The 19,995-nt window shown below is 63.0% G+C and carries 15 protein-coding genes; 3 read left to right on the forward strand and 12 right to left on the reverse strand.

Going from position 1 to position 19,995, the window contains the following annotated elements; translation table 11 throughout:
• Positions 1 to 6: 6 nt before the first annotated feature.
• The 12 genes from EOA19_RS07095 to EOA19_RS07150 all read right to left on the reverse strand — a co-directional run bounded on the left by EOA19_RS07095 (position 7) and on the right by EOA19_RS07150 (position 14,543).
• The gene (locus EOA19_RS07095) at positions 7 to 852 is read right to left on the reverse strand and encodes an EamA family transporter (RefSeq protein ID WP_013529691.1); all 846 of its coding nucleotides are present in this window, start codon (positions 850 to 852) and stop codon (positions 7 to 9) included.
• Entirely contained in the window at positions 849 to 1,751 is a 903-nt protein-coding gene (locus tag EOA19_RS07100) for an endonuclease/exonuclease/phosphatase family protein (RefSeq protein WP_128303141.1), read from the reverse strand. Before EOA19_RS07100 ends, EOA19_RS07095 begins: the two co-directional genes overlap by 4 nt.
• A gap of 164 nt (positions 1,752 to 1,915) precedes the next feature.
• Positions 1,916 to 3,466 carry a sodium:proton antiporter gene (locus EOA19_RS07105; protein WP_128303142.1) on the reverse strand — a complete coding sequence of 517 codons (1,551 nt, stop codon included), beginning with the start codon at positions 3,464 to 3,466 and terminating at the stop codon, positions 1,916 to 1,918.
• 272 nt (positions 3,467 to 3,738) lie between these two features.
• Positions 3,739 to 4,803: an ABC transporter ATP-binding protein gene (locus EOA19_RS07110; RefSeq protein ID WP_023810097.1), complete on the reverse strand. Its 1,065-nt coding sequence runs from the start codon at positions 4,801 to 4,803 to the stop codon at positions 3,739 to 3,741.
• A gap of 30 nt (positions 4,804 to 4,833) precedes the next feature.
• Complete coding sequence (locus EOA19_RS07115) at positions 4,834 to 5,625, reverse strand: ABC transporter permease (RefSeq protein WP_023759707.1); 792 nt, start codon at positions 5,623 to 5,625, stop codon at positions 4,834 to 4,836.
• The gene (locus EOA19_RS07120) at positions 5,622 to 6,536 is read right to left on the reverse strand and encodes an ABC transporter permease subunit (RefSeq protein ID WP_023810098.1); all 915 of its coding nucleotides are present in this window, start codon (positions 6,534 to 6,536) and stop codon (positions 5,622 to 5,624) included. The genes EOA19_RS07115 and EOA19_RS07120 overlap by 4 nt, the downstream gene beginning before the upstream one ends.
• Positions 6,537 to 6,599: 63 nt before the next feature.
• Positions 6,600 to 7,706: an ABC transporter substrate-binding protein gene (locus EOA19_RS07125; protein WP_128303143.1), complete on the reverse strand. Its 1,107-nt coding sequence runs from the start codon at positions 7,704 to 7,706 to the stop codon at positions 6,600 to 6,602.
• A 242-nt stretch (positions 7,707 to 7,948) separates the two neighbouring features.
• Positions 7,949 to 9,121, reverse strand: a complete 1,173-nt coding sequence (locus tag EOA19_RS07130; RefSeq protein ID WP_128303144.1) for an iron-containing alcohol dehydrogenase — start codon at positions 9,119 to 9,121, stop codon at positions 7,949 to 7,951.
• A 17-nt stretch (positions 9,122 to 9,138) separates the two neighbouring features.
• Positions 9,139 to 10,527: an aldehyde dehydrogenase family protein gene (locus EOA19_RS07135; RefSeq protein WP_128303145.1), complete on the reverse strand. Its 1,389-nt coding sequence runs from the start codon at positions 10,525 to 10,527 to the stop codon at positions 9,139 to 9,141.
• 155 nt (positions 10,528 to 10,682) lie between these two features.
• A complete protein-coding gene (locus tag EOA19_RS07140; RefSeq protein WP_128303146.1) occupies positions 10,683 to 12,053 on the reverse strand; it encodes a glutamine synthetase family protein in 1,371 nt (456 codons plus the stop codon).
• Positions 12,054 to 12,140: 87 nt separating this feature from the next.
• Positions 12,141 to 13,703 carry an amino acid permease gene (locus EOA19_RS07145; protein ID WP_128303147.1) on the reverse strand — a complete coding sequence of 521 codons (1,563 nt, stop codon included), beginning with the start codon at positions 13,701 to 13,703 and terminating at the stop codon, positions 12,141 to 12,143.
• Positions 13,704 to 13,724: 21 nt separating this feature from the next.
• Positions 13,725 to 14,543 (reverse strand): N-formylglutamate amidohydrolase, encoded by an 819-nt coding sequence (locus EOA19_RS07150; protein ID WP_128303148.1) that lies wholly within the window; start codon positions 14,541 to 14,543, stop codon positions 13,725 to 13,727.
• A gap of 144 nt (positions 14,544 to 14,687) precedes the next feature.
• Here EOA19_RS07150 and EOA19_RS07155 point away from each other — a divergent pair, with 144 nt between their 5' ends.
• The 3 genes from EOA19_RS07155 (at position 14,688) to EOA19_RS07165 (ending at position 19,991) form a co-directional block, all read left to right on the forward strand.
• Positions 14,688 to 15,515 (forward strand): MurR/RpiR family transcriptional regulator, encoded by an 828-nt coding sequence (locus tag EOA19_RS07155; protein WP_128303149.1) that lies wholly within the window; start codon positions 14,688 to 14,690, stop codon positions 15,513 to 15,515.
• 193 nt (positions 15,516 to 15,708) lie between these two features.
• Positions 15,709 to 16,866: an efflux RND transporter periplasmic adaptor subunit gene (locus EOA19_RS07160; protein WP_128303150.1), complete on the forward strand. Its 1,158-nt coding sequence runs from the start codon at positions 15,709 to 15,711 to the stop codon at positions 16,864 to 16,866.
• Entirely contained in the window at positions 16,863 to 19,991 is a 3,129-nt protein-coding gene (locus EOA19_RS07165; protein WP_128303151.1) for an efflux RND transporter permease subunit, read from the forward strand. The genes EOA19_RS07160 and EOA19_RS07165 overlap by 4 nt, the downstream gene beginning before the upstream one ends.
• Positions 19,992 to 19,995: the final 4 nt, after the last annotated feature.

The raw sequence follows: 19,995 nt of genomic DNA on the forward strand, positions 1-19,995 counted from the left end.
CGGCGCCTAACCAAGCCTCAGCGCGACGACGCCGGCCACGATGCTGAGCGCGGCAGCACCGCGCCAGCCGGTCATTTTTTCGCCGAGAGCGAAGACCGAGATCATCATGGCAAACAGGATCGAGGTTTCACGCAGCGATGCCACCGAAGCGATCGGCGCCTTGGTCATCGCCCACATGACGATCCAGTAGGCGGCACCGCTGAGCACGCCGGTGAACAGCCCTGCCTTCCAGTCGCGCGCCAGCACCGGCAGCGCCTTCGGCCCGCGGAAGATGAGGCACAGCACCAAGGCGCCAAAAGCATCGCAGATGAACAGCCAGGCTGCATAGCTCTGCGCGGTTGCCGCCAGCCGCGCGCCGCTACCGTCGGACAGCGTGTAGCTGGCGATGAAGATAGAGGTGCCCAGCGCGAAGCCGACCGCGCGCAGATTGAGCTTCTCCAGATGCGCGCCGCCGCGAAACGACATCACCAGCGTGCCGGCCGACAACAGGAAGATGCCGAGCATGGCGAACGGGCCGGGGATTTCGGCAACGACGAACATGCCTCCAAAGGCCGAGAGCAGAGGTGCTGTGCCCCGCGCCAGCGGATAGGTCTGTGCGAAATCGCCGGCCTTGTAGGCGCCGATCAGGAACGTCCGGTAGCCCATGTGGAAAATGACCGAGGCGATGATGTAGGGCCACACTTCCGCCTTCGGCACTTCGACGAAAGGCAGCACCACGAGGGCCGCAGCGCCCATGCCGAGCGTCATCAGCGTGATCGACAGGAAGCGGTCGAGATGGACCTTGACCAGCGCGTTCCAGATCGCGTGCATGGCGGCGGCGGCAAGCACTGCGAAGAAGACGAAAAGCGTCATGTGGCAATTCCGGGCGTTTCCAGGTCGATGTCGACCCGCAGCGGAAAATGATCCGACGCAACCTCGCCGATGTCGGCACTGATCGAACGCACCCGCCCGGCGAACATGCCGCCGACGAAACAATGGTCGAGCCGGCGCTTTGCCAGCTTGCCGTCGATGGTCTTCACATGGGTGTGGAAGTCCGGAACCGGCTCCCCGGCAACGGCGGCGGCATCGACGAAACCATCAAGATAGGCGGCACCCCGATGGTAGGGCGTGCTGCCGACGATGCGGCGATATTCGGCGCTGCCCGGCTCCATGTTGAAATCACCCATCCAGATCGCCGCCAGCGGGTTTTCCGGTTCCGCTTCGCCGCTGGTCCAGTTGCGCGTGGGCTCGTCGTCGACGCCGCTCCACGGCCCGCCATCGGACGGTGCCCGGCGATGCTCGGCCAAGAGATAGTCGATCTGCTCCAGCCGCTCCTCGGCCGCGATGTGGGCGAGATGCAGCGACAACACCCGCACCGGCCCTGCCGGCGTGCGGATCATGCATTCAAGCGCGGCGTTGCGGGTGTTGAGCGGCCGCTGCGTGCGGCGCATCGGCAGCGCATGCAGCCGCGACCAGACGATCGGCAGTTTCGACAGCACCATGGTGCCGAACTGGCGGCGCCGATTGACCAGACGGCCGTCGCGCCTTTCGCTGGCATCCATGTCGAAGGCCGGGCCGTAAACCCAGTGATGTTCGGGCAGCAGACGGGAAAGCAGCTCCGGCTGATCATCGAAATTGCTGCGCTGCCAATTCCGCTCCACCTCTTGAAGCGCAATGATGTCGGCGCCGGCAACGATGCGCGCGGCGCGCGAAAGATCGTAGCGGCCGTCGCCGCCGAACCCGTACTGGATGTTGTAGCTGACCAGCTTCATTGCTTATCCGGCTCAATTTCGTGTTGGCAGTAGCGGTTCGATGCCACGGTTGCAATGTGCAGGAGAATGGACGTGGCTTGGACCAGCCTTGCTTCACCGGGATCATGCACCGATCCCGAAGCACTTCGGTATCTTCCGTGCGCCGGAAAACGGCGTGCGATGCCTTATGTATTCAGCGGCTGGAACCGGCCGGGTGGCGACGCCGCCAGTTCGGTCCAGTCGATCTCTTCCTCAAGGCGATGATAGGCTTCGTCGCCAATCGTCCCGTTGCGGCGCAATTCCTCCAGCGCGTCGCGCTGGCTCTTGATCGCATAAAGACGCAAGCGGTCATATTCGGTCGCTGCCTGGGCATCGTCGGGATTTTTGGCGATCTTGCGTTGAGCGGCATATTGCTCGCGCACCGCGGCCGCCGCGTCCGATGTCTTGCCGCCCAATATGTCGAGCGCGGCCTGCATGACCACGACGCGTGCCTGCGCAACCTCGCGGTCGACCGTTTCGTCAGGGTCGAGATTTAGCAGGCGCAGCAGCGGCTTCAGGCTCATGCCTTGCAGCACCAGCGTGCCGAGCACGACCGTGAAGGCAGCGAGCACGATCGGGTCGCGGGCCGGGAATTCAGCCGGCAGGGCGAATGCCGCCGCAAGCGTCACCAAACCGCGCATCCCGCACCAGCCGATCAGCACGCCGCCCCGAAACGACGGAGCGTCATGCTGACGACCAGCTACGCCGAAACGGTCAAACCACCTGATGATCGCGCCGCAGGCCAGCACCCAGATCAGGCGTGAGACGATGACGATGGCAAGCACTGTTCCGGCCAGGACGAACGCATCGGTTTGCCCCTGCCCGGCAAGCCGGCCGACGATCGTACGCGCCTGCAGGCCCATCAGCACGAAGGCCAGCACATTGAGGACGAAGACCGCCGTTTCCCAGACCGAATAAGAGCTGATGCGGTTTCTGGCCGGCATGCGGCGCGGCGCTGTGCGCGCGATGGTCATGGCATAGACGACGATGGTGATGATGGCCGAAAGGCCGAGCCTGTCGGCCAGGATCCAGACTCCGAATGTGCCGGCAAATTGCACCACAGTGCCGCTCGCCGGGTCCTCGATCCGGCCCAGTGTCATCAGGGACACCCGGCCAAGCAGGTAGCCGGCCGCAAGACTGCCGAGCGTCGACAGCAGGATCATAGGAACGGCGCTGCTCAGCAGAATGGAACCTGCTGCCGCCGAAATCGCCATCCGGTAAATCAGCAACGCGGTGGCGTCGTTGAGCAGGCTCTCGCCCTGCAGAATGGCAGTGATGCGGTGCGGCACCTTGAACTGGCCAAGCACGGCCGATGCCGCAACCGCATCGGGCGGCGCCACGATGGCGCCAAGCGCTATGGCTGCGGCGATCGGCAGGCCTGCCATCGCCCAGCCGGCCAGCGCAACCGTCGCTGTCGTGAAAAGGACGGCGCCAAGCGCCAGCAGCACAAGCGGCACCCTGTAGCGGTTGAGATCGCGCAGCGAGGTATCATAGGCGGCATCGAGCAGCACCGGCGCGATGAACAGGGCTAGCGCCAGTTCCGGATCGATCTCTATGGTCGGGACGCCAGGCACGAAGGCGATGGCCACCCCTGCCAGCGCCAGCAAAGAGGGATAGGGAACCTGCACGCGCCGCGACAGCGCCGTCAGCGCAACGGCGATCAACAGCAGAACGAGTGTCAGTTCGAAAAGCGCCATGGCCTGTTATAGCCGGGAAGCGAGACGCTGGCAGTGGCAAAGCGGCTGGAAACTGTTGATTGGCCAGCAAGCTCGAGCCGATGGGAATATGCCTCGAATTGCCTTCCGCCGATGCCCTGCCAAATCGACAAATGCGCCGACCGCACTGACATCGAATCACCGATAGAGGGCTCGCTTAAACCCTGCATTGCAGCCCATGCCACGCGGACGGAAGCATCCTCCCGTCTTCGCAGACCGGGATGCAGCCATTCATTTTGAACAAGCGCATCAGCCTAGTGAAGCACCAGCATATCGCTCGACGAGAACGAGATCTCGGCCTTTTCACCGACTGCGGGGGGCGGTGTCGCCGGGCTGTTGAAGGTGTCGAGCGAGACCGTGTTGCCGCCGATGCCGACACGAACCCGGATGACCGAGCCGAGGAAATGCACCTCGGATATCTCTCCCGAAAGGCTGGAATCGCGGCCGGGCTGTCGTCCGAGCGAGATTGCCTCAGGCCGCAACGCCAGCGACAGCGTGTCGCCTGACTTGGAACCGTTGAGCTTGCCCTTAAGCGAGACCTGTTCGGAATTGACCCGCACCGTGCCTGCAGCCGCATCGGTGACGGTGCCTTCCAGCACGTTCAGCGTGCCGACGAAATTGGCGACAAACTTGGTCGCCGGGCGGTTGTAGATCTCGAACGGCGTGCCGACCTGCTCGGCCTTCCCGCCATACATGACGGCGATGCGGTCGGAGATCGACAGCGCCTCTTCCTGGTCGTGCGTCACGAAAATGGTTGTGATGCCGAGCTTCTTCTGGATCGAGCGGATTTCCTCGCGCAGCGACACACGCACCTTGGCATCGAGCGCCGACAGCGGCTCGTCGAGCAGCAAGAGCTTCGGCTTCGGCGCGATGGCGCGGGCCAGCGCGATGCGTTGCTGCTGGCCGCCCGAGAGCTGGTAGGGATAGCGATCCGCCATCTGCGGCAGCTTGATGATGCCGAGCATCTCGGCGACGCGGGCATCGATATCGGCCCTCGGCATGCCGGCGACCTTCAGGCCGAAGCCGATATTCTGCGCCACGGTCAGGTTCGGGAACAGCGCATAGGCCTGGAACACCATGCCGACATTGCGCTGGTTGGGCTTCAGCCTCGTAATGTCCTTGCCGCCGACGACGATCGTGCCCGCGCTCGGCTCCTCGAAACCGGCGACCATGCGCAACACGGTGGTCTTGCCGCAACCGGACGGACCGAGGAAGGAGACGAATTCACCACGCTCGACGTCAAGATTGAAATCCTCCACGACCGTGGTGGCGCCGAAGGATTTTCGAACGTGCTGGATGGAGAGGAAGGGGTCGGCCATGGCGTTCTTCTTTCGATCAGTACTTTTCGATCAGTTGGGACGGTTCGCGGATCTCGGCGCGAAGCGGGACAGTATCTGGATCAGCGACATGCAGCCCCAGGTGATGGCGAAGGCGATGATGGCAAGTGCCGCCGGCTCATAGGCGCGGTTGGCACCAATATTCTGCAGATAAGGGCCGAAGGCAGGCCGGTTGAGCAGGCTGGCCATGGTGAATTCGCCGATGACGATGGCGAAGGTGAGGAAGGCGCCCGAGAGCACCGCGATCAGCACGTTGGGCAGGATGACACGGGTGATGATGGTGCCCCAGCCAGCCCCAAGGATCTGGGCCGCTTCCGTCAAAGTGCGCACGTCGATTGTGCGAAGCCCGGTGTCGACGGCGCGATACATATAGGGCAGCGCCAGTGTCGCATAGCCGATGACCAACAAGGCATTGGTGCCTGTATCGGTCGCCAGAAACGGCAGCGGCGAATTCGACCCGTACATTCTGATGTAGCCGAAGACGATGACGATGGCTGGGATAACCAGCGGCAGCAGGGTAATGAACTCGACGATCGGCCGCAATTGCGGCAGCCGAAGCCGGATCCAATAAGCGGCGGGCACCACGATCAGCACACCGAGAATGATGGTGAAAACGGCGGCCAGTACCGAATAGCCGAAGGTGGCCTGGAAACGGGCGTCGCCCAACACGACCTTGTAGGCGTCGAAGGAGTACTCCCCGCGCCGCATGCGCATCGAGAACTCCACGGTCGCGATCAGCGGGATGAAAAAGTAGGCCGCGCCAAGAGCGAAGACGAGCCAGGCCCAGAACTTTCCCGACTTCATTTCAGCCACCTCTCGGAACGGGTCCGGAACCAGATGTAGAACACATTGGCAAGACCGGTGATGACGATCATGCCGAAGGCGATGGCATAGCCGAGATGGGCATTGTGCAGCACATCTCCACGGATCTGTGCATAAAGCAGGATCGGCACGATGTTGAGCGACGAGCCGGTCAGCGCATAGGCGGTGGCGATGGCGCCGAAGGCGTTGGCGAACAACAGGATCACGGTGCCGAGGAAACTCGGCCAGATCACCGGAATGACCACCATGCGCCAGTACTGGGACATGGTCGCGCCCAGCGTCGCGGCTGCCTCGCCCCATTCCTTCTTCAGCCCGTCGATGGCTGGCACGATGATCACCACCATCAGCGGTATCTGGAAATAGACATAGGTCAGTGTCAGGCCCCAGAATGACAGGATGTTGAAGCCATGCGCGTAGATGTTAAGGCCGAACACGGTGTTCAGGATCACCGTCGCAAGGCCGAGGCGGCCGAGCGTGGCGAGGAAGGCAAAGGCCAGCGGCACGCCGGCAAAATTGGAGGCCACGCCGGAAAACGTCAGTGTCGCCGAACGTATCCAGTCCGGCAGGCCACCGCGCACGATGGCAATGGCAATCGCCAGGCCCGCGAATGCGCCAATCAGCGATGAAGCAAGACTGATCTTGATAGAAATCCAGTAGGCGGCAACGATGGACGGTTGCGCCAGCGCTGCGATGTTTTCGAGAGTGAATTCGCCGGCATCGTTCTGGAATGCACCCAGCATCAGATAGAGCGTGGGCAGGATGAGGAACATGATGGCGAAGATGAAGAACGGTGCAACGCCAAGCCACTGGGTCGGCAGCCGCATGCTGCGTGCCTCGGCGGGAGGCGCGGTCTTCCCGGTAACAGCGTGGTCGGACAATGAGATATCGGTCATGCGCCGGCTACCGTCTTCGAGAGAAGGACCGGGCGGCCGCGAGGCCGCCCGGCATGGTGTGAGTTACTTGACGTTGGCGCCGACGACGGCATCCCAGTTCTTGGTGATGGCTTCCTTGGACTTGCCCTGCTCGTCAAGCGTCGGGAACACGGCGGAAGCATAGGCTTCGGCCGGCGGCAGCTTGGCGAGGATGTCAGCCGGGATCTTGCCGTTCTTGGCGAGATCGTTGAAGCGGATCGGGTGGCAATAGCCTTTCAGCCAGCCGATCTGGCCTTCGTCCGAGTAGAGGTATTCGAGCCAGAGCTTGGCTGCATTCGGATGCGGCGCGTAGGCGCTGATCGCCTGCACATAGACACCGGCGACAACACCGGTCTTCGGCACGACGACGTCGACGGGCGGATTGCCCTTCAGCGTGTCGCGGCCGGCGAGCGCGTTGTAGTCCCAGGTGACGAGGATCGGGGTCTGGCCCTGGGCTAGCGTCGCGGCCTTGCCGATGACCGGCACGAAATTGCCGGCGGCATTGAGCTTCTTGAAGAAGTCGAGGCCGGCGGTGCCGGCGGCTTCACCAGCGGCGGCACCTGACGACAGGCCGGCGGCATAAACCGCCTGGATCGCCTGGTTCGAGGCGCGCGGATCACCGGCAAGGGCTACCGAGTTGGCAAATTCCGGCTTCAGCAGGTCGGCCCAGTCAGCCGGAGCTTCCTTGACGAGGTCCTTGTTCACCTGGAAGGAAAGCACGCCGTAATAGTCGCCGGTCCAGAAACCTTCGGCATCCTTGGCGCTGTCGGGGATCGAGTCCCAGGTCGACACCTTGTAGGGCTGGATCAGGCCATCGGCCTTGGCGGTCGGGCCGAAGGACAGGCCGACGTCGATGACGTCGGGCGCCTGCGGGCCCTTGTTGTCCTTGTTGGCCTTGATCGCCTCGATCTCGTCGCCGGAGCCGGCGTCGGGGTTGAGTTCGTTGACGGTGATTTCCGGATACTTCGCCTTGAAACCGGCGATGACGTCGCCGTAACCGCACCAGTCATGCGGCAAAGCGATGGTGGTGAGCTGGCCTTCGGCCTTGGCGGCCTTGACGAGATCGTCCATCGAATCCGCGGACGAAATCACCGTCGACGCGAAAAGCGCCGCGGCCGAAAGGGAAAGCACTTTCCCCGTGAATTTGAACATGTGTTCTCTCCGTTGAACTGACGCCGTTGGACGCCTGCGATGCGGTATCGTTTTCATGTGACAGCCAGATGAAAGCTTTATGAAACCGGCTGCTCGCAGTGCGAAAAAGTAAACTCTTTTTAACCTGATGTAGCAATCGCTTCGCGATTCTTTTTCCGGCTAACTAGTTTCTGCCTTGCCCGTCATCCTCCCCCTTGTTTTTGCAGCCCCTTTTCAGATCACTTTCCTGTACCGAAAACGCCTCAGATCGTTCCGGCGATGGCGTTTTCGAGGAGGGTCATCGCCGCCTTTTTGGTCAGCTTGACCGGGTTGCCGCCGGCGGTCGGATCGACCACCGCCATGTCGGCGATCAGCGCCTTGCGCTTCTTGTCCATGTCGAGCCCCTTGATCAGGCCGGGCAGCGCATGCGGCACCTTCAATTCCTTGCGCAGCTTGATGATCGCCTTGGCGAAGCCGTCGAAACCGCCCTTGATGCCGCAATAGGCGGCGAGCCGGGCAATACGCTCCTCGATGGAGTCGCGATTGAAGGCCAGCACATAGGGCATGAACACCGCATTGGTCATGCCGTGATGGGTGTCGTAGAGCGCGCCGACCGGATGCGACAGCGAGTGGATGGCGCCCAGCCCCTTCTGGAAGGCGGTGGCGCCCATCGCGGCAGCGCTCATCATATGGGCGCGCGCCACGAGATCCTTGCCGTTGGCATAGGCCTTCGGCAGGTTCTCGAAGACCAGCCTCACACCTTCGACAGCGATGCCGTCGGCCATCGGATGGTAGCCCGGCGCGCAATAGGCTTCGAGGCAGTGGGCCAGCGCATCCATGCCGGTGCCGGCTGTGATGAAGCCGGGCATGCCGACCGACAGTTCCGGATCGGCGATGACGATGGCCGGCAACAATTTGGGATGGAAGATGACCTTCTTGGTGTGCGTCGCCTCATTGGTGATGACGCCGGCGCGCCCAACCTCCGATCCGGTTCCGGCGGTGGTCGGCACGGCGATGATCGGCGCGATCGCATCGGAATTGGCGCGCGTCCACCAGTCGTCGACATCCTCGAAGTCCCACACCGGCCGCGTCTGCCCGGCCTGGAAGGCGATCAGCTTGCCGAGATCGAGCGCCGAGCCGCCGCCGAAGGCGATGACGCCGTCATGCTTGCCCTTCTTGAACACGGCGATGCCGGCGGTGAGATTGGATTCGACCGGGTTCGGTCTGACTTCAGAGAACACGCCGTACGGAACCTTGGCATCGTCGAGTATCTTCAGGGTCGAGGCGACGACCGGCAGTTTCGCCAGGCCCGGATCGGTGACGAACAGCGGCCGCTTGATACCGGTGGCCGCCAGCACTTCCGGCAATTCCTTGATGCGGCCAGCGCCGAAGCGGACGGTTGTGGGGTAGTTCCATTTGGAGATCAGCTTGGACATTTTTGTCTTTCAATAAATCAGATGGCTTCGCGCAGATGGAATGATTTCGGCCTCGTCAGATTGTCATAGCCGATGGCCGACAAGCCCGCGCCCTTGCCGGTGTCCTTGACACCGGTCCAGACCAAGGCCGGGTCGAGGTAGTCGCAGCGGTTCATGAACACCGTGCCGGTCTCGACGCGGTTGCCGATCGCCACCGCATGCTCGGTATCGCGCGTCCAGATCGAGGCCGTCAGTCCGTAGGGGCTGTCGTTCATCAGCGCGATCGCCTCTTCGTCGTTGCGCACCTTCATGATGCCGACGATCGGTCCAAAACTCTCCTCGCGCATGACGCTCATCTGATGATCGACATTGGTCAGCACTTCCGGCGCCAGATAGGGCGAACCGGCCTTGTCGTTCGCCACCTTCATGTTGATGTGCGCCACCGCGCCCTTGCGCAGTGCCTCGGCCTTCTGTTCGCGGATCAGGTCGGCGAAGCGCGCCTGCGCCATCGGCCCCATCGTCGTCGCCTGGTCGAGCGGATTGCCGACCACATAGTTCTTCGTCTCGGCGATGAAGCCTTCGACGAATTCGTCATAGACCTTTTCGTGCACGTAGACACGTTCGATGCCGCAGCAACACTGGCCGGAATTGTAGAAGGCACCGTCGACCAGATTGGCGACGGCATGGTCCATCTTGGCGTCGGGCAGCACATAGGCCGGATCCTTGCCGCCAAGCTCCAGGCCGAGCGTCATGAAAGTGCCCGCCGCCGCTTTTTCGATGGCGCGGCCGCCGGCGACCGAACCGGTGAAATTGACATGGTCGATCTTGCCCGAGCCGAGCAGCTTCTCGGTCTGGGCGTGGTTGAGCACGAGATTCTGGAACACGCCCTTGGGCAAGCCCGCTCTGTCGAAAGCCTGCTGAAAGCGCTCCCCAACCAGCAGCGTCTGCGCGGCATGCTTGAGGATGACGGTGTTGCCGGCCATCAGCGCCGGCACGATGGTGTTGACGGCGGTGAGGTAAGGATAGTTCCACGGCGCGATCACCATGACCACGCCGAGAGGATCCTTCTTCACATAGCGACGAAAGCCGTCCTTCGGGTTGGAGGCCGGCACCGACTTGAGCGCCGCCTCGGCGATCTCGACCATGTAGTTGGTGCGTTCCTTGACGCCGCCGAACTCGCCGCCGTAGCGCACCGGACGCCCCATCTGCCAGGCGATCTCAGGCACGATCTCATCGGTCATCGCCACCAGCGCTTCCAGCATGGCCAACATGTACTTGCCGCGCTCGACGATCGGCGTCTCAGCCCACTTCTCCTGCGCCGCCTTGGCGCGCTCTACGGCAGCGTTGACTGCCTGGTCTGTCGCGATCGGCCGCTCGGCATAGATCGAGCCATCGATCGGGGATTTGAGTTTGACCGTTTCGGTCATTTTGTAAGTCCTCGCACTTTTACAACAATCGAAAAACACATGGCGTGGCGCTGCCCCTCATCCGCCTGCCGACGCCTTCGGGGAGAAGGGCAGGCTCCAACGTCGGCCGCCCCGCTCCCCGTTCTTCAGAGGGTAGGGTGACGTCCGCAGGCAACCTAGTACCGTTCGAACCCTCTATGCAGCTCCCAATCCGTAATCCGGCGGTCGTATTCGAACTGCTCCCACTTGGCGGTGTGGACATAGTGTTCGAGCACATCCTCGCCGAGCGCCTGCTTGAGCATCTTCGACTTCGCCAGCGTCTCGGTGGCATCGCGCAGCGTCTTCGGGATCTCCGGCAGGCGCGATGCCTGATAGGCATCGCCGACAAACGGCTTCTGCAATTCCAGCTTCTCGTCGATGCCGGCAAGGCCGGCGGCGATCAGCGCTGCGAAAGCAAGATACGGGTTGAGGTCGGCGCCGCCGATGCGGCATTCCATGCGGATGCCCTTGGTGCCCTCGCCGCACAGGCGGAAGCCGGCGGTGCGGTTGTCCTCGCTCCACATGATCTTGGTCGGCGCGAAGGTGCCGGCCTGGAAGCGCTTGTAGGAGTTGATGTAGGGCGCCAGGAACCAGGTGAATTCCTTGGCGTATTTGAGCTGCCCGGCTGCCCATTGCTGGCCAAGCGTCGACAGCGTCCAGTCGGCCTTTTTGTCGAAGAACAACGGTGTCTTGCCGTCGGCGCTCCACAGCGAATTGTGGATGTGGCTGGAATTGCCGGCGAGCCCGTAATTGTATTTGGACATGAACGAAATCGCCTTGCCCTCGGACTCGGCGATTTCCTTGGCGCCGTTCTTCAGGATGACGTGGCGGTCGGCCATGTCGAGCGCCTCGGCATAGCGCACATTGATCTCTTCCTGGCCCGGACCCCACTCGCCCTTGGAGTTCTCGATCGGAATGCCGGCCGCTTCCATCTCATTGCGAAGCCGGCGCATGACGCCTTCTTCCTTGGTGGTGATGCCGATCTGGTAGTCGCCGATATAGGGCGATGCGGTGTCGAGACCCTGCCAGTGCTTCTTGCGGGCGGAATCGTAGGTCTCGTTGAACAGATAGAATTCGAGTTCGGAAGCGAAATAGCCGATATAACCGCGCTCCGTCAGCCGCTTGACCTGCTTCTTGAGGATGGCGCGCGGCGAATGCGGCAGGTCGTCATGGGTGTGGTGGTCGAGCACGTCGCAGATCACAAGTGCGGTCTTTTCCAGCCAGGGAATGCGCCGCAACGTGGCGAGATCCGGCTTCATGACGAAGTCGCCATAGCCCTTCGACCAGCTCGCCGCCTTGTAGCCGGGCACCGGCTCCATATCGATGTCGGCGGCCAGCAGATAGTTGCAGCCATGCGTCTCGTCATGCGCGGAATCGACGAAGTACTGCGCCAGGAACCGTTTTCCCGCCAGCCGGCCCTGCATGTCGACGATGCAGGCCAGCACCGTGTCGATCTCGCCGCTGGAGACCGCTTTCTTCAACTGATCGAACGAGAAATTTCCGGCCATTCCTTAGGCACTCCAGCGCTTGGCGATTGAGAGGGGTAAACGAAACCATGGCCGGCGCGATGCCGACCATGGTTATGATAGCCGATGTCAGTGGCCGGTTTCGCCGACCGCCAACTCCGCGGCCGCGATGGCAGCCCTGCGTTTGGCGATCTGGTCACCGATCGGCGGACCCTGGAAGCGACGGTTCTCGAATCCGAACCAAAGCACGGCGGTCAGCACGATGAAACCTATGGTGATGTAGAGCACCTTGTCGTTCGGCGGCTGGATGGCGATGTAGAAGATGATCACCATGCCGACGACCGACAGGGCGCAAAACAGCCTGAACAGCCCAGCGCCGAGATTCCACGGGCCTGGAGCCGGCCATTTCGCCGTTCCGAAAGCCAGCATGCCGAGCACGATCGGGATGATGAACGACAGGAACAGGAACACCAGCGTCGAATTCACGACGATGGTGTAGATGTTGGTGCCCCCGATCGAGATGAACTGGGCCAGAAAGACATAGATGATCTCGAGGGCCGCAGCCGTCCAGATCGCGTTGACCGGCGTGCGCCAGCTTGGGCTGACTTTGGCGAGCGAGGCCGAGCCGAACGGCATGCCGCCGTCGCGGGAGAAGGCAAACAACATACGCGAGGCCGAGGTCACCGTGGCGAGACCGCAGAGAAACTGCGCGATAAGGATTCCCAGATAAAGCAGTTCCTTCAGCCAAACCGGCAGGATCGCGTCCATGGTCGCGAAGAATACGCTCCAGCCCTGCTTGGCGCCCGCCGCCAGATCCGGGATCGCCAGAACGATCGCGCAAAGCATCACCCAGCCGATTAGCGAGGACCAGACCACGGACGAGACGATCGCCCGCGGAACGGAGTGCGCGGCCTTCAGCGTCTCTTCCGACGTGTGGGCCGACGCGTCATAGCCCGTGATGGTATAGACCGGCAAAAGCAGGCAGAGCAGGAACAGATAACCCATGGAATCGGTCTGCGGGAAAACGCCGCCGCCCGCATCACCCGAATAGTTGGTGAAGGTCCACAGCCGCGTGACGTCGATCGCCGGCGCAAACACCAGACAGGCCACGATCAACACTGCGGTCGTTCCGAGAATGATGAAGCCGGAAGCATCGGTCAACATGGCGGTCAACTTGATGCCGAAATGATTGAGCAAGGCCTGCAGGACCGTGATGAAAGCGACGAAGCCGACAATTTCGCCTGGCGTACCGGTCATCCCGAACCAGCTTCCGAACGTTCCTGTGAAGAAGAACGCAGTGCCGATGTTGATCGCGCCGAGCACCGTGATGAGACCGAGCAGGTTGAGCCAGGCGGTGAGCCAGCCGGTGAAGCGGTTGCCGAGGATCGACGCCCAGTGATAGAGGCCGCCGGCGGTTGGAAACGCCGAAGCGATCTGCGCCATGGCGAGGGCGAAAAACCCGGAAACGGCACAGCCCACGATCCAGCCGATGCCGGCGCCGGCGCCGCCGACCGACGAGGTTGCCTGGGCGAAGGAATTGATGCCGCCCGACAGGATACAGATGATCGAGAACGAGATGGCGAAATTCGAGAAGCGGCTCATGCTTCGCGACAGTTCCTGGGCGTAGCCCATACCGTGGAGTACCTTCAGGTCCTCCTTCTTGTCGACTTCCGTATAGTCTTGCGTTGACATTTTTGGTCCCCTTTTACGTTCTTAGCTGGCCGATTGAACTGACTTTCCCAATGCGTGTTGTCGGGAGCCCCTTACCTCCTCCGGCTCCAGATCCGAAAAAATGCCCGTGAGCAGATCCGCCCATTTCCGCTGCCCGGTCTCGCCGGAGATTTCATCGTTGCGGATTTCGATCATCGCGCAGGGAAGCCCGCGCGAGCGCGCATGGCGTTCCAGCGTGAAATAGACGCGGTCGGCCGGCGAATAGGGCTCGTTGACGCCGACGGTGACGCCGGCAAGCCGCTTCAGCGCCGATATCAGCGGCGCCGCCAACCGGCGATCCTCGTCATGGATGATGCCGATATGCCAGGGCCGGTTGCGGCCCTTGTAGACCGGTGTGAAGGAATGCACCGAAACCAGGCGGGTCGCCTGTCCGCGCGCCAGCCTGTCTTCGACAATCTGCTCGATGGTGGCATGAAAAGGCTGCCACGACAGGGCGACACGGGCCGCGCGCTGCTTTTCCGACAAGCCGCTATTGCCCGGTATGGCCGTTGTCTCGCTGACCGGCGGTACCAGATCGGGCGCGTCCAGCGGCCGGTTGCAGTCGACGACGAGACGCGAAATGCGGGTTTCGACCAGCGTCGCGTCGAGCGCCTGCGCCATGCGGCGGGCGACCGGCAGCGCACCTGGATCCCAGGCGATGTGGCGGGACAGGTCCTCGGCGGCAAGGCCGAGCGTACCGAATTCGGCGGGCAGGAAGTTCGAGGCGTGATCGCAAGTCAGCACGAAAGGGCTCGATCCGCCGGGGTTCGTCACCCTCACGGTATCGGACGATGAAAGGCTGGCGGGCCGTGCTTTCTCCATAGTCTGCCGTCCCCGGGGAGCGCTGTATCGTATGTTACGTATTTTGCCTCATTGCGTCCCTGTGGATGATTTCATACAGTTTGTCCGGCTTTGTCAAATGCGATCTCGCAAAAGACCTTCGGCCAAGCCAGGGATGGGGAAAAGATGATTTCCAACATTGCCGAACTGATCGCCGACCGCATCGGCACGATGCCGGCCAGCGAACGGCGCGCGGCCCAGACGCTGATCGCCTCCTATCCGATGATCGGCCTGAAGACGGTTGCCGAATTCTCGGCCGCGGCCGGCGTCTCCTCGCCGACGATCCTGCGTTTCGTTGCCAGGCTGGGCTTCCAGAACTATCCGGAATTCCAGTCGAGCCTGCAGGACGAACTGGCGGCGCAATTGCAATCGCCGGCGACAAGGACGCTCAACCCGCCCTCGCCCGGCGGCGGTACCGTGTCACCAATGCTGGAAGCGACGCTCGACAATATGCGCGAGACGTTCAGGCATCTGTCCGACAAGCAGCTTGCCGACATCGCCGCCCGGCTCGCCGACCGGCGCGGCAAGACCTTCCTGATCGGCGGCCGCTTCACCGATCCGCTGGCGCGTTACATGGCCGCCCACCTCGCCGTCATCCAGCCTGATGTCTTCCACCTCGCCGGCCAGGAAAGCATGTGGCGCGACCGGCTGATCGACATGGGCAAACGCGATGTGCTGGTGATCTTCGACATCAGGCGCTATCAGGACAGCCTCGTCCGCTTCGCCGAGAAGGCGCATCAGCGCGGCGTGCAGATCGTCCTGTTCACCGACCAGTGGCTGTCGCCGATCGCCCGCTTTGCTCGCCATGTCATCGCCGGGCGAACCGCGGTGCCGTCGGCATGGGACTCTTCGGCTGCCTTGTTCGTCGTCGCCGAAACGCTGATCGGCGCCGTCACCAGACAACTGGAAGCAGAGGGTGCCAAACGCATCCGCGAGATGGAAAGTCTGCGTTAGTGCATGTAGCGACGATCCCGAACGTTACGCATATTTTCTCAAACGTTACATATATTTAATGTGCGCAGCTCCTGGAGAGTTGTCATAAAGACGCGATATCGAGGTGGCTTCTTCGCCTTATAATAGCCTCGCTGCGTCTGCTTCATTTCGGGAACCGGTAGACGGAAGGATTGTTTTACCAACCGGAGTGCCGATGGCCGCCTGGAAACAGATACTTTTTGCGCTGGTTGTGCTGGTGGTGGCGGCAGGCGCCTGGCTGCGCTTTTATCCGGGCGCGCACGACGTGCTGGCACGCTGGGGAATAGACTGGGCTTTTGCGGCAGTGCCCCCGGCTGAGACCGGTGCCGCCAACGCCAAGCAGGCAAACGGCCGCAACGGCAACCAGCGGGTGAACGTGGTCGCCCTGGCGGCCACTTCGGCTGTTATCAACGATCGGCTGCAGGCGATCGGCACCGGCCGCGCCAATGCCTCGGTGACCGTCAATCCCTACAGCTCCGGCCGCCTCGCCGAACTGCTGGTCGAATCCGGCAGCCATGTCGACAAGGGACAGATCCTCGCGACCCTCGATTCCGAGACCGAAGTGATCTCTCAGAACCGGGCCAAGCTCGCCTTGCAGGATGCGCAGGCCAAGCTCGACCGCGTCAAGTCGCTGCGCGCCTCCAACGCAGCGACTCCGGTAGCCGTGGCCGACGCCGAAGTGGTGTTGGCGGGCGCCAAGCTAGCGCTTCAGGATGCGGAACTTGCGCTGCAGCGCCGGTCGATCCTGGCGCCGATCGCCGGCACCGTCGGCATCCTGCCGATCTCCGCCGGCAACTATGTCACCAACCAGTCGGCGATTGCCACGCTCGACGATCGCTCCAGCATTCTGGTCGACTTCCTGGTGCCGGAACGTTTCGCCGCCGCCGTCAAGGTCGGTGCGCAATTGACGGCGACGCCGATCGCCAACCCCAGCAATGCCTATACCGGCACGGTTTCGGCCATCGACAACCACATCGACGAAAAGAGCCGCACCTTGCTGGTCAAGGCCAAGATCGCCAACCCGGCCGATTCGCTGCGTGCCGGCATGTCGTTCGGCATCACCATGAAATTTCCGGGACAAACCTATCCGGCCGTCAGCCCGCTGGCGATCCTGTGGGGGTCGGACGGCGCCTATGTCTGGCAGATCGAGGACGGCAAGGCCAGGCGGGTCCCGGTGCGCATCATCCAGCGCAACACCGAGACGGTGCTGATCGACGCCGAGATCGACAGCGGCGACATGGTGGTCACCGAAGGCACCCAGAGCGTCAGCGAGGGCGGCGCGGTCCTCGCCGGCGAAGAGCAGCGCGCCGCGGACGCCGCAGAAGGCTCATGACCGGAACCGTCAACGCCAGCGATACCGGCTTCACCGCGCTGTTCATCCGCAGGCCGGTCATGGCCTTCGTGCTGAACACCCTCATTGCCGTTGCCGGCCTCGCTGCCTTCTACGGCGTCGAAATCCGCGAACTGCCTGACGTCGATCGTGCGGTCGTCACTGTTTCCACCGCCTTCGAAGGAGCGGCTGCCGAGACTGTCGACCGCGAACTGACCGACACGATCGAGGGCGCGGTCGCCCGCGTCTCCGGCGTCAAATCGATCTCGTCTTCTTCCTCGTTCGGCTCGAGCCGCGTCACCATCGAGTTCAACGATGGTGTCGACCTCGATGTCGCGGCCTCGGACGTGCGCGATGCCGTCGGCCGTGTCGCCAACCAGATGCCGGAAACGGCCGATCCGCCGCGCATCGTCAAGGCCGACGCCAATTCCGACCCGGTGATGCGACTGGCCGTGACTTCGGACAACATGTCGATCCAGGACATGACCGTGGTGGTCCAGGACCAGATCGAGGACGAACTGGCCGCCGTGCCCGGCGTTGCCGACGTCCAGGTCTATGGCGACCGCGACAAGATCTTCCGCATCGACGTCGACCAGAACAAGCTCGCCAGCCTCGGCTTCACCGTTGCCGACCTCAGGGCGGCGCTTGCCTCGGTCGCCTTCGATTCACCGGCCGGTTCGATCACCACGACCAACCAGGACCTGATCGTCCGCACGACCGCCGACGTGACCACGCCGGAAGAGTTCGAAAACATCATCATCGGCGGCACGACGCGCATCCGCGACATCGCCACCGTCACGCTCGGCCCCGATGTCGGCCAGACCACGCTGCGTTCGGACGGCAAGACCGGCATTGGCATCGGCATCATCCGCCAGGCGGAATCGAACACGCTGGATATCTCGACCGGTGTCCAGGCCGCCGTCGCCAAACTGCAGGAAAACCTGCCCAAGGGCATGTCGATCAAGATCACCAGCGACGACGCGGTCTTCGTCAAGGGCGCGGTGCACGAGGTCGAGATCGCGCTCGGCCTGTCCGTCACCATGGTGCTGATCGTCATCTATGTCTTTCTCCTCGACTGGCGCGCGACGCTGATCCCTGGCCTGTCGATGCCGGTCGCCATGATCGGCACCATCGCCGCCATCTATCTGGCCGGCTTCTCGGTCAACATCCTGACCCTGCTTGCTCTGGTGCTGGCGACGGGGCTGGTCGTCGACGACGCCATCGTCGTGCTCGAAAACATCGTGCGACGACGCAACGAAGGCATGGGGCCCCGCGCGGCGGCCGTGCTCGGCGCTCAGGAGGTCTTCTTCGCCGTCATTGCCACCACGCTGACGCTGGTCGCCGTCTTCGTGCCGATCTCGTTCCTGCCCGGCCAGACCGGCGGCCTGTTCCGCGAATTCGGCTTCGTGCTCGCCATGTCGGTGCTTCTGTCCTGCGTGGTGGCGCTGACCCTGTGCCCAATGCTCGCCTCGCGCATGCTGACCAGCGCATCCCTCCACCACGAAGGCGGTCACGGCATCGGCGCCCGGATCGGCGGAGCGCTCAATACGGCCTACAAGCGCGGCCTGCACGCCTGCCTCGATGCGCCATGGATCGTGCTTCTGGTCGCGGTGTTGTTTGCCGGCACCGCCTTCACCTTGTTCGGCACCATCCGCCAGGAACTGACACCGACCGAGGACCGCGCCGCCGTGCTGTTGCGCATCAGCGCACCGCAAGGCGTCAGCCTCGACTACACCACCCAGCAGATGCAGAAGATCGAGAAACTGATCCAGCCGATGCGCGATTCCGGCGAGATCCGCAGCACTTTCGAGAATGCCGGCCAGAACGGCTCCTACAACTCCGGCTTCATGGTGATGACGCTGGCGCCGTGGAACGAGCGCAGCCGCAGCCAGCAGGAGATCATGGCCGAGATCAGCCGGCTGACCAGGCAGGTGCCGAGCGTGCGCATCTTCCCGGTGCAGCCCAACAGCCTCGGCATCCGCGGCGCCGGCAACGGCCTGCAGTTCGCGCTGGTCGGCAACGACCGCAAGGCGCTTGGCGATGCGGCGGTGAAGATCATCGCCGAGATGCAGAAAGACCCGCGCTTCCAGACCCCGCGCCTGTCCATCGATCCGACGCAGCCGCAACTCGCCGTCGCCATCGACCGCGAGCGCGCCTCCGACCTCGGCATCGACATCACCGGGCTGGCCAACACCTTGCAGGCCATGCTCGACGGCAACGACGTCGTCGACGTCTACATCGCCGATCGCAGCTATGGCGTGAAGCTGGTCTCGACCACCAATCCGATCAACGATCCGACGGACCTGGAAAACATCTTCCTGAAGACGGCCGACGGACGCTTCGTGCCGATGTCGACCATCGCCACGCTGACCGAACGCGCCGTGCCGCCATCGCTGTCGCGCGAACAGCAGCAGCCCTCGGTGGCCCTCACATCCAACCTCAGCGGCGACTTCGCGCTTGGTGATGCGCTCACCCGCGCCGAGGAGATCGCCACGCCGCTTCTGCCTCCAGGCAGCCGCATCCTGCCATTGGCCGAGGCGGCAACGCTGGGCGAGACCAACAGCGCCATGGTCACCATCTTCGGCTTCGCCCTGGTCATCATCCTTTTGGTGCTTGCCGCCCAGTTCGAAAGCTTCGTCAGCGCCGTCATCATCATGGCGACGGTGCCGCTCGGTCTCGCCTGCGCCATCTTCGCACTGCTTCTCAGCGGCACCAGTCTCAACGCCTACAGCCAGATCGGCCTGGTGCTGCTGGTCGGCGTCATGGCCAAGAACGGCATCCTGATCGTCGAATTCGCCAACCAGCTGCGTGATCGCGGGCTTGGCGTGCGCGAGGCGATCGAACAGGCGTCGATCATCCGCGTGCGGCCGGTGATGATGACGATGATCTGCACCGTGCTCGGCGGCCTGCCGCTGGTGCTGGCGAGCGGCGCCGGTGCCGAGGCGCGCGTCGCACTTGGCTGGGTCATCGTCGGCGGACTGGGGCTGGCCACCGTCTCGACGCTGTTCCTGACGCCGGTCGCCTATCTCCTGCTTGGCCGCTTCGTCACGCCGAAAACCCACGAGGAAGCGCGACTGAAGCGCGAGCTCGAGGAAGCCGCCTACACCAATGTAGAGCCCGCGGAATAGAGAC

This window comes from Mesorhizobium sp. M7A.F.Ca.US.010.02.1.1 (assembly GCF_004023085.1).
Lineage (GTDB): Bacteria > Pseudomonadota > Alphaproteobacteria > Rhizobiales > Rhizobiaceae > Mesorhizobium.

Excerpts from the sequence above, each read along its gene's own strand:
- EOA19_RS07155 (WP_128303149.1), top strand. The coding sequence starts at position 14,688 with ATGATTTCCAACATTGCCGAACTGATCGCCGACCGCATCGGCACGATG.
- EOA19_RS07165 (WP_128303151.1), top strand. The coding sequence starts at position 16,863 with ATGACCGGAACCGTCAACGCCAGCGATACCGGCTTCACCGCGCTGTTC.
- EOA19_RS07140 (WP_128303146.1), bottom strand. The coding sequence starts at position 12,053 with ATGGCCGGAAATTTCTCGTTCGATCAGTTGAAGAAAGCGGTCTCCAGC.
- EOA19_RS07130 (WP_128303144.1), bottom strand. The coding sequence starts at position 9,121 with ATGTCCAAGCTGATCTCCAAATGGAACTACCCCACAACCGTCCGCTTC.
- EOA19_RS07120 (WP_023810098.1), bottom strand. The coding sequence starts at position 6,536 with ATGACCGATATCTCATTGTCCGACCACGCTGTTACCGGGAAGACCGCG.
- EOA19_RS07100 (WP_128303141.1), bottom strand. The coding sequence starts at position 1,751 with ATGAAGCTGGTCAGCTACAACATCCAGTACGGGTTCGGCGGCGACGGC.
- EOA19_RS07095 (WP_013529691.1), bottom strand. The coding sequence starts at position 852 with ATGACGCTTTTCGTCTTCTTCGCAGTGCTTGCCGCCGCCGCCATGCAC.
- EOA19_RS07145 (WP_128303147.1), bottom strand. The coding sequence starts at position 13,703 with ATGTCAACGCAAGACTATACGGAAGTCGACAAGAAGGAGGACCTGAAG.
- EOA19_RS07110 (WP_023810097.1), bottom strand. The coding sequence starts at position 4,803 with ATGGCCGACCCCTTCCTCTCCATCCAGCACGTTCGAAAATCCTTCGGC.
- EOA19_RS07125 (WP_128303143.1), bottom strand. The coding sequence starts at position 7,706 with ATGTTCAAATTCACGGGGAAAGTGCTTTCCCTTTCGGCCGCGGCGCTT.
- EOA19_RS07115 (WP_023759707.1), bottom strand. The coding sequence starts at position 5,625 with ATGAAGTCGGGAAAGTTCTGGGCCTGGCTCGTCTTCGCTCTTGGCGCG.
- EOA19_RS07160 (WP_128303150.1), top strand. The coding sequence starts at position 15,709 with ATGGCCGCCTGGAAACAGATACTTTTTGCGCTGGTTGTGCTGGTGGTG.
- EOA19_RS07105 (WP_128303142.1), bottom strand. The coding sequence starts at position 3,466 with ATGGCGCTTTTCGAACTGACACTCGTTCTGCTGTTGATCGCCGTTGCG.
- EOA19_RS07150 (WP_128303148.1), bottom strand. The coding sequence starts at position 14,543 with ATGGAGAAAGCACGGCCCGCCAGCCTTTCATCGTCCGATACCGTGAGG.
- EOA19_RS07135 (WP_128303145.1), bottom strand. The coding sequence starts at position 10,527 with ATGACCGAAACGGTCAAACTCAAATCCCCGATCGATGGCTCGATCTAT.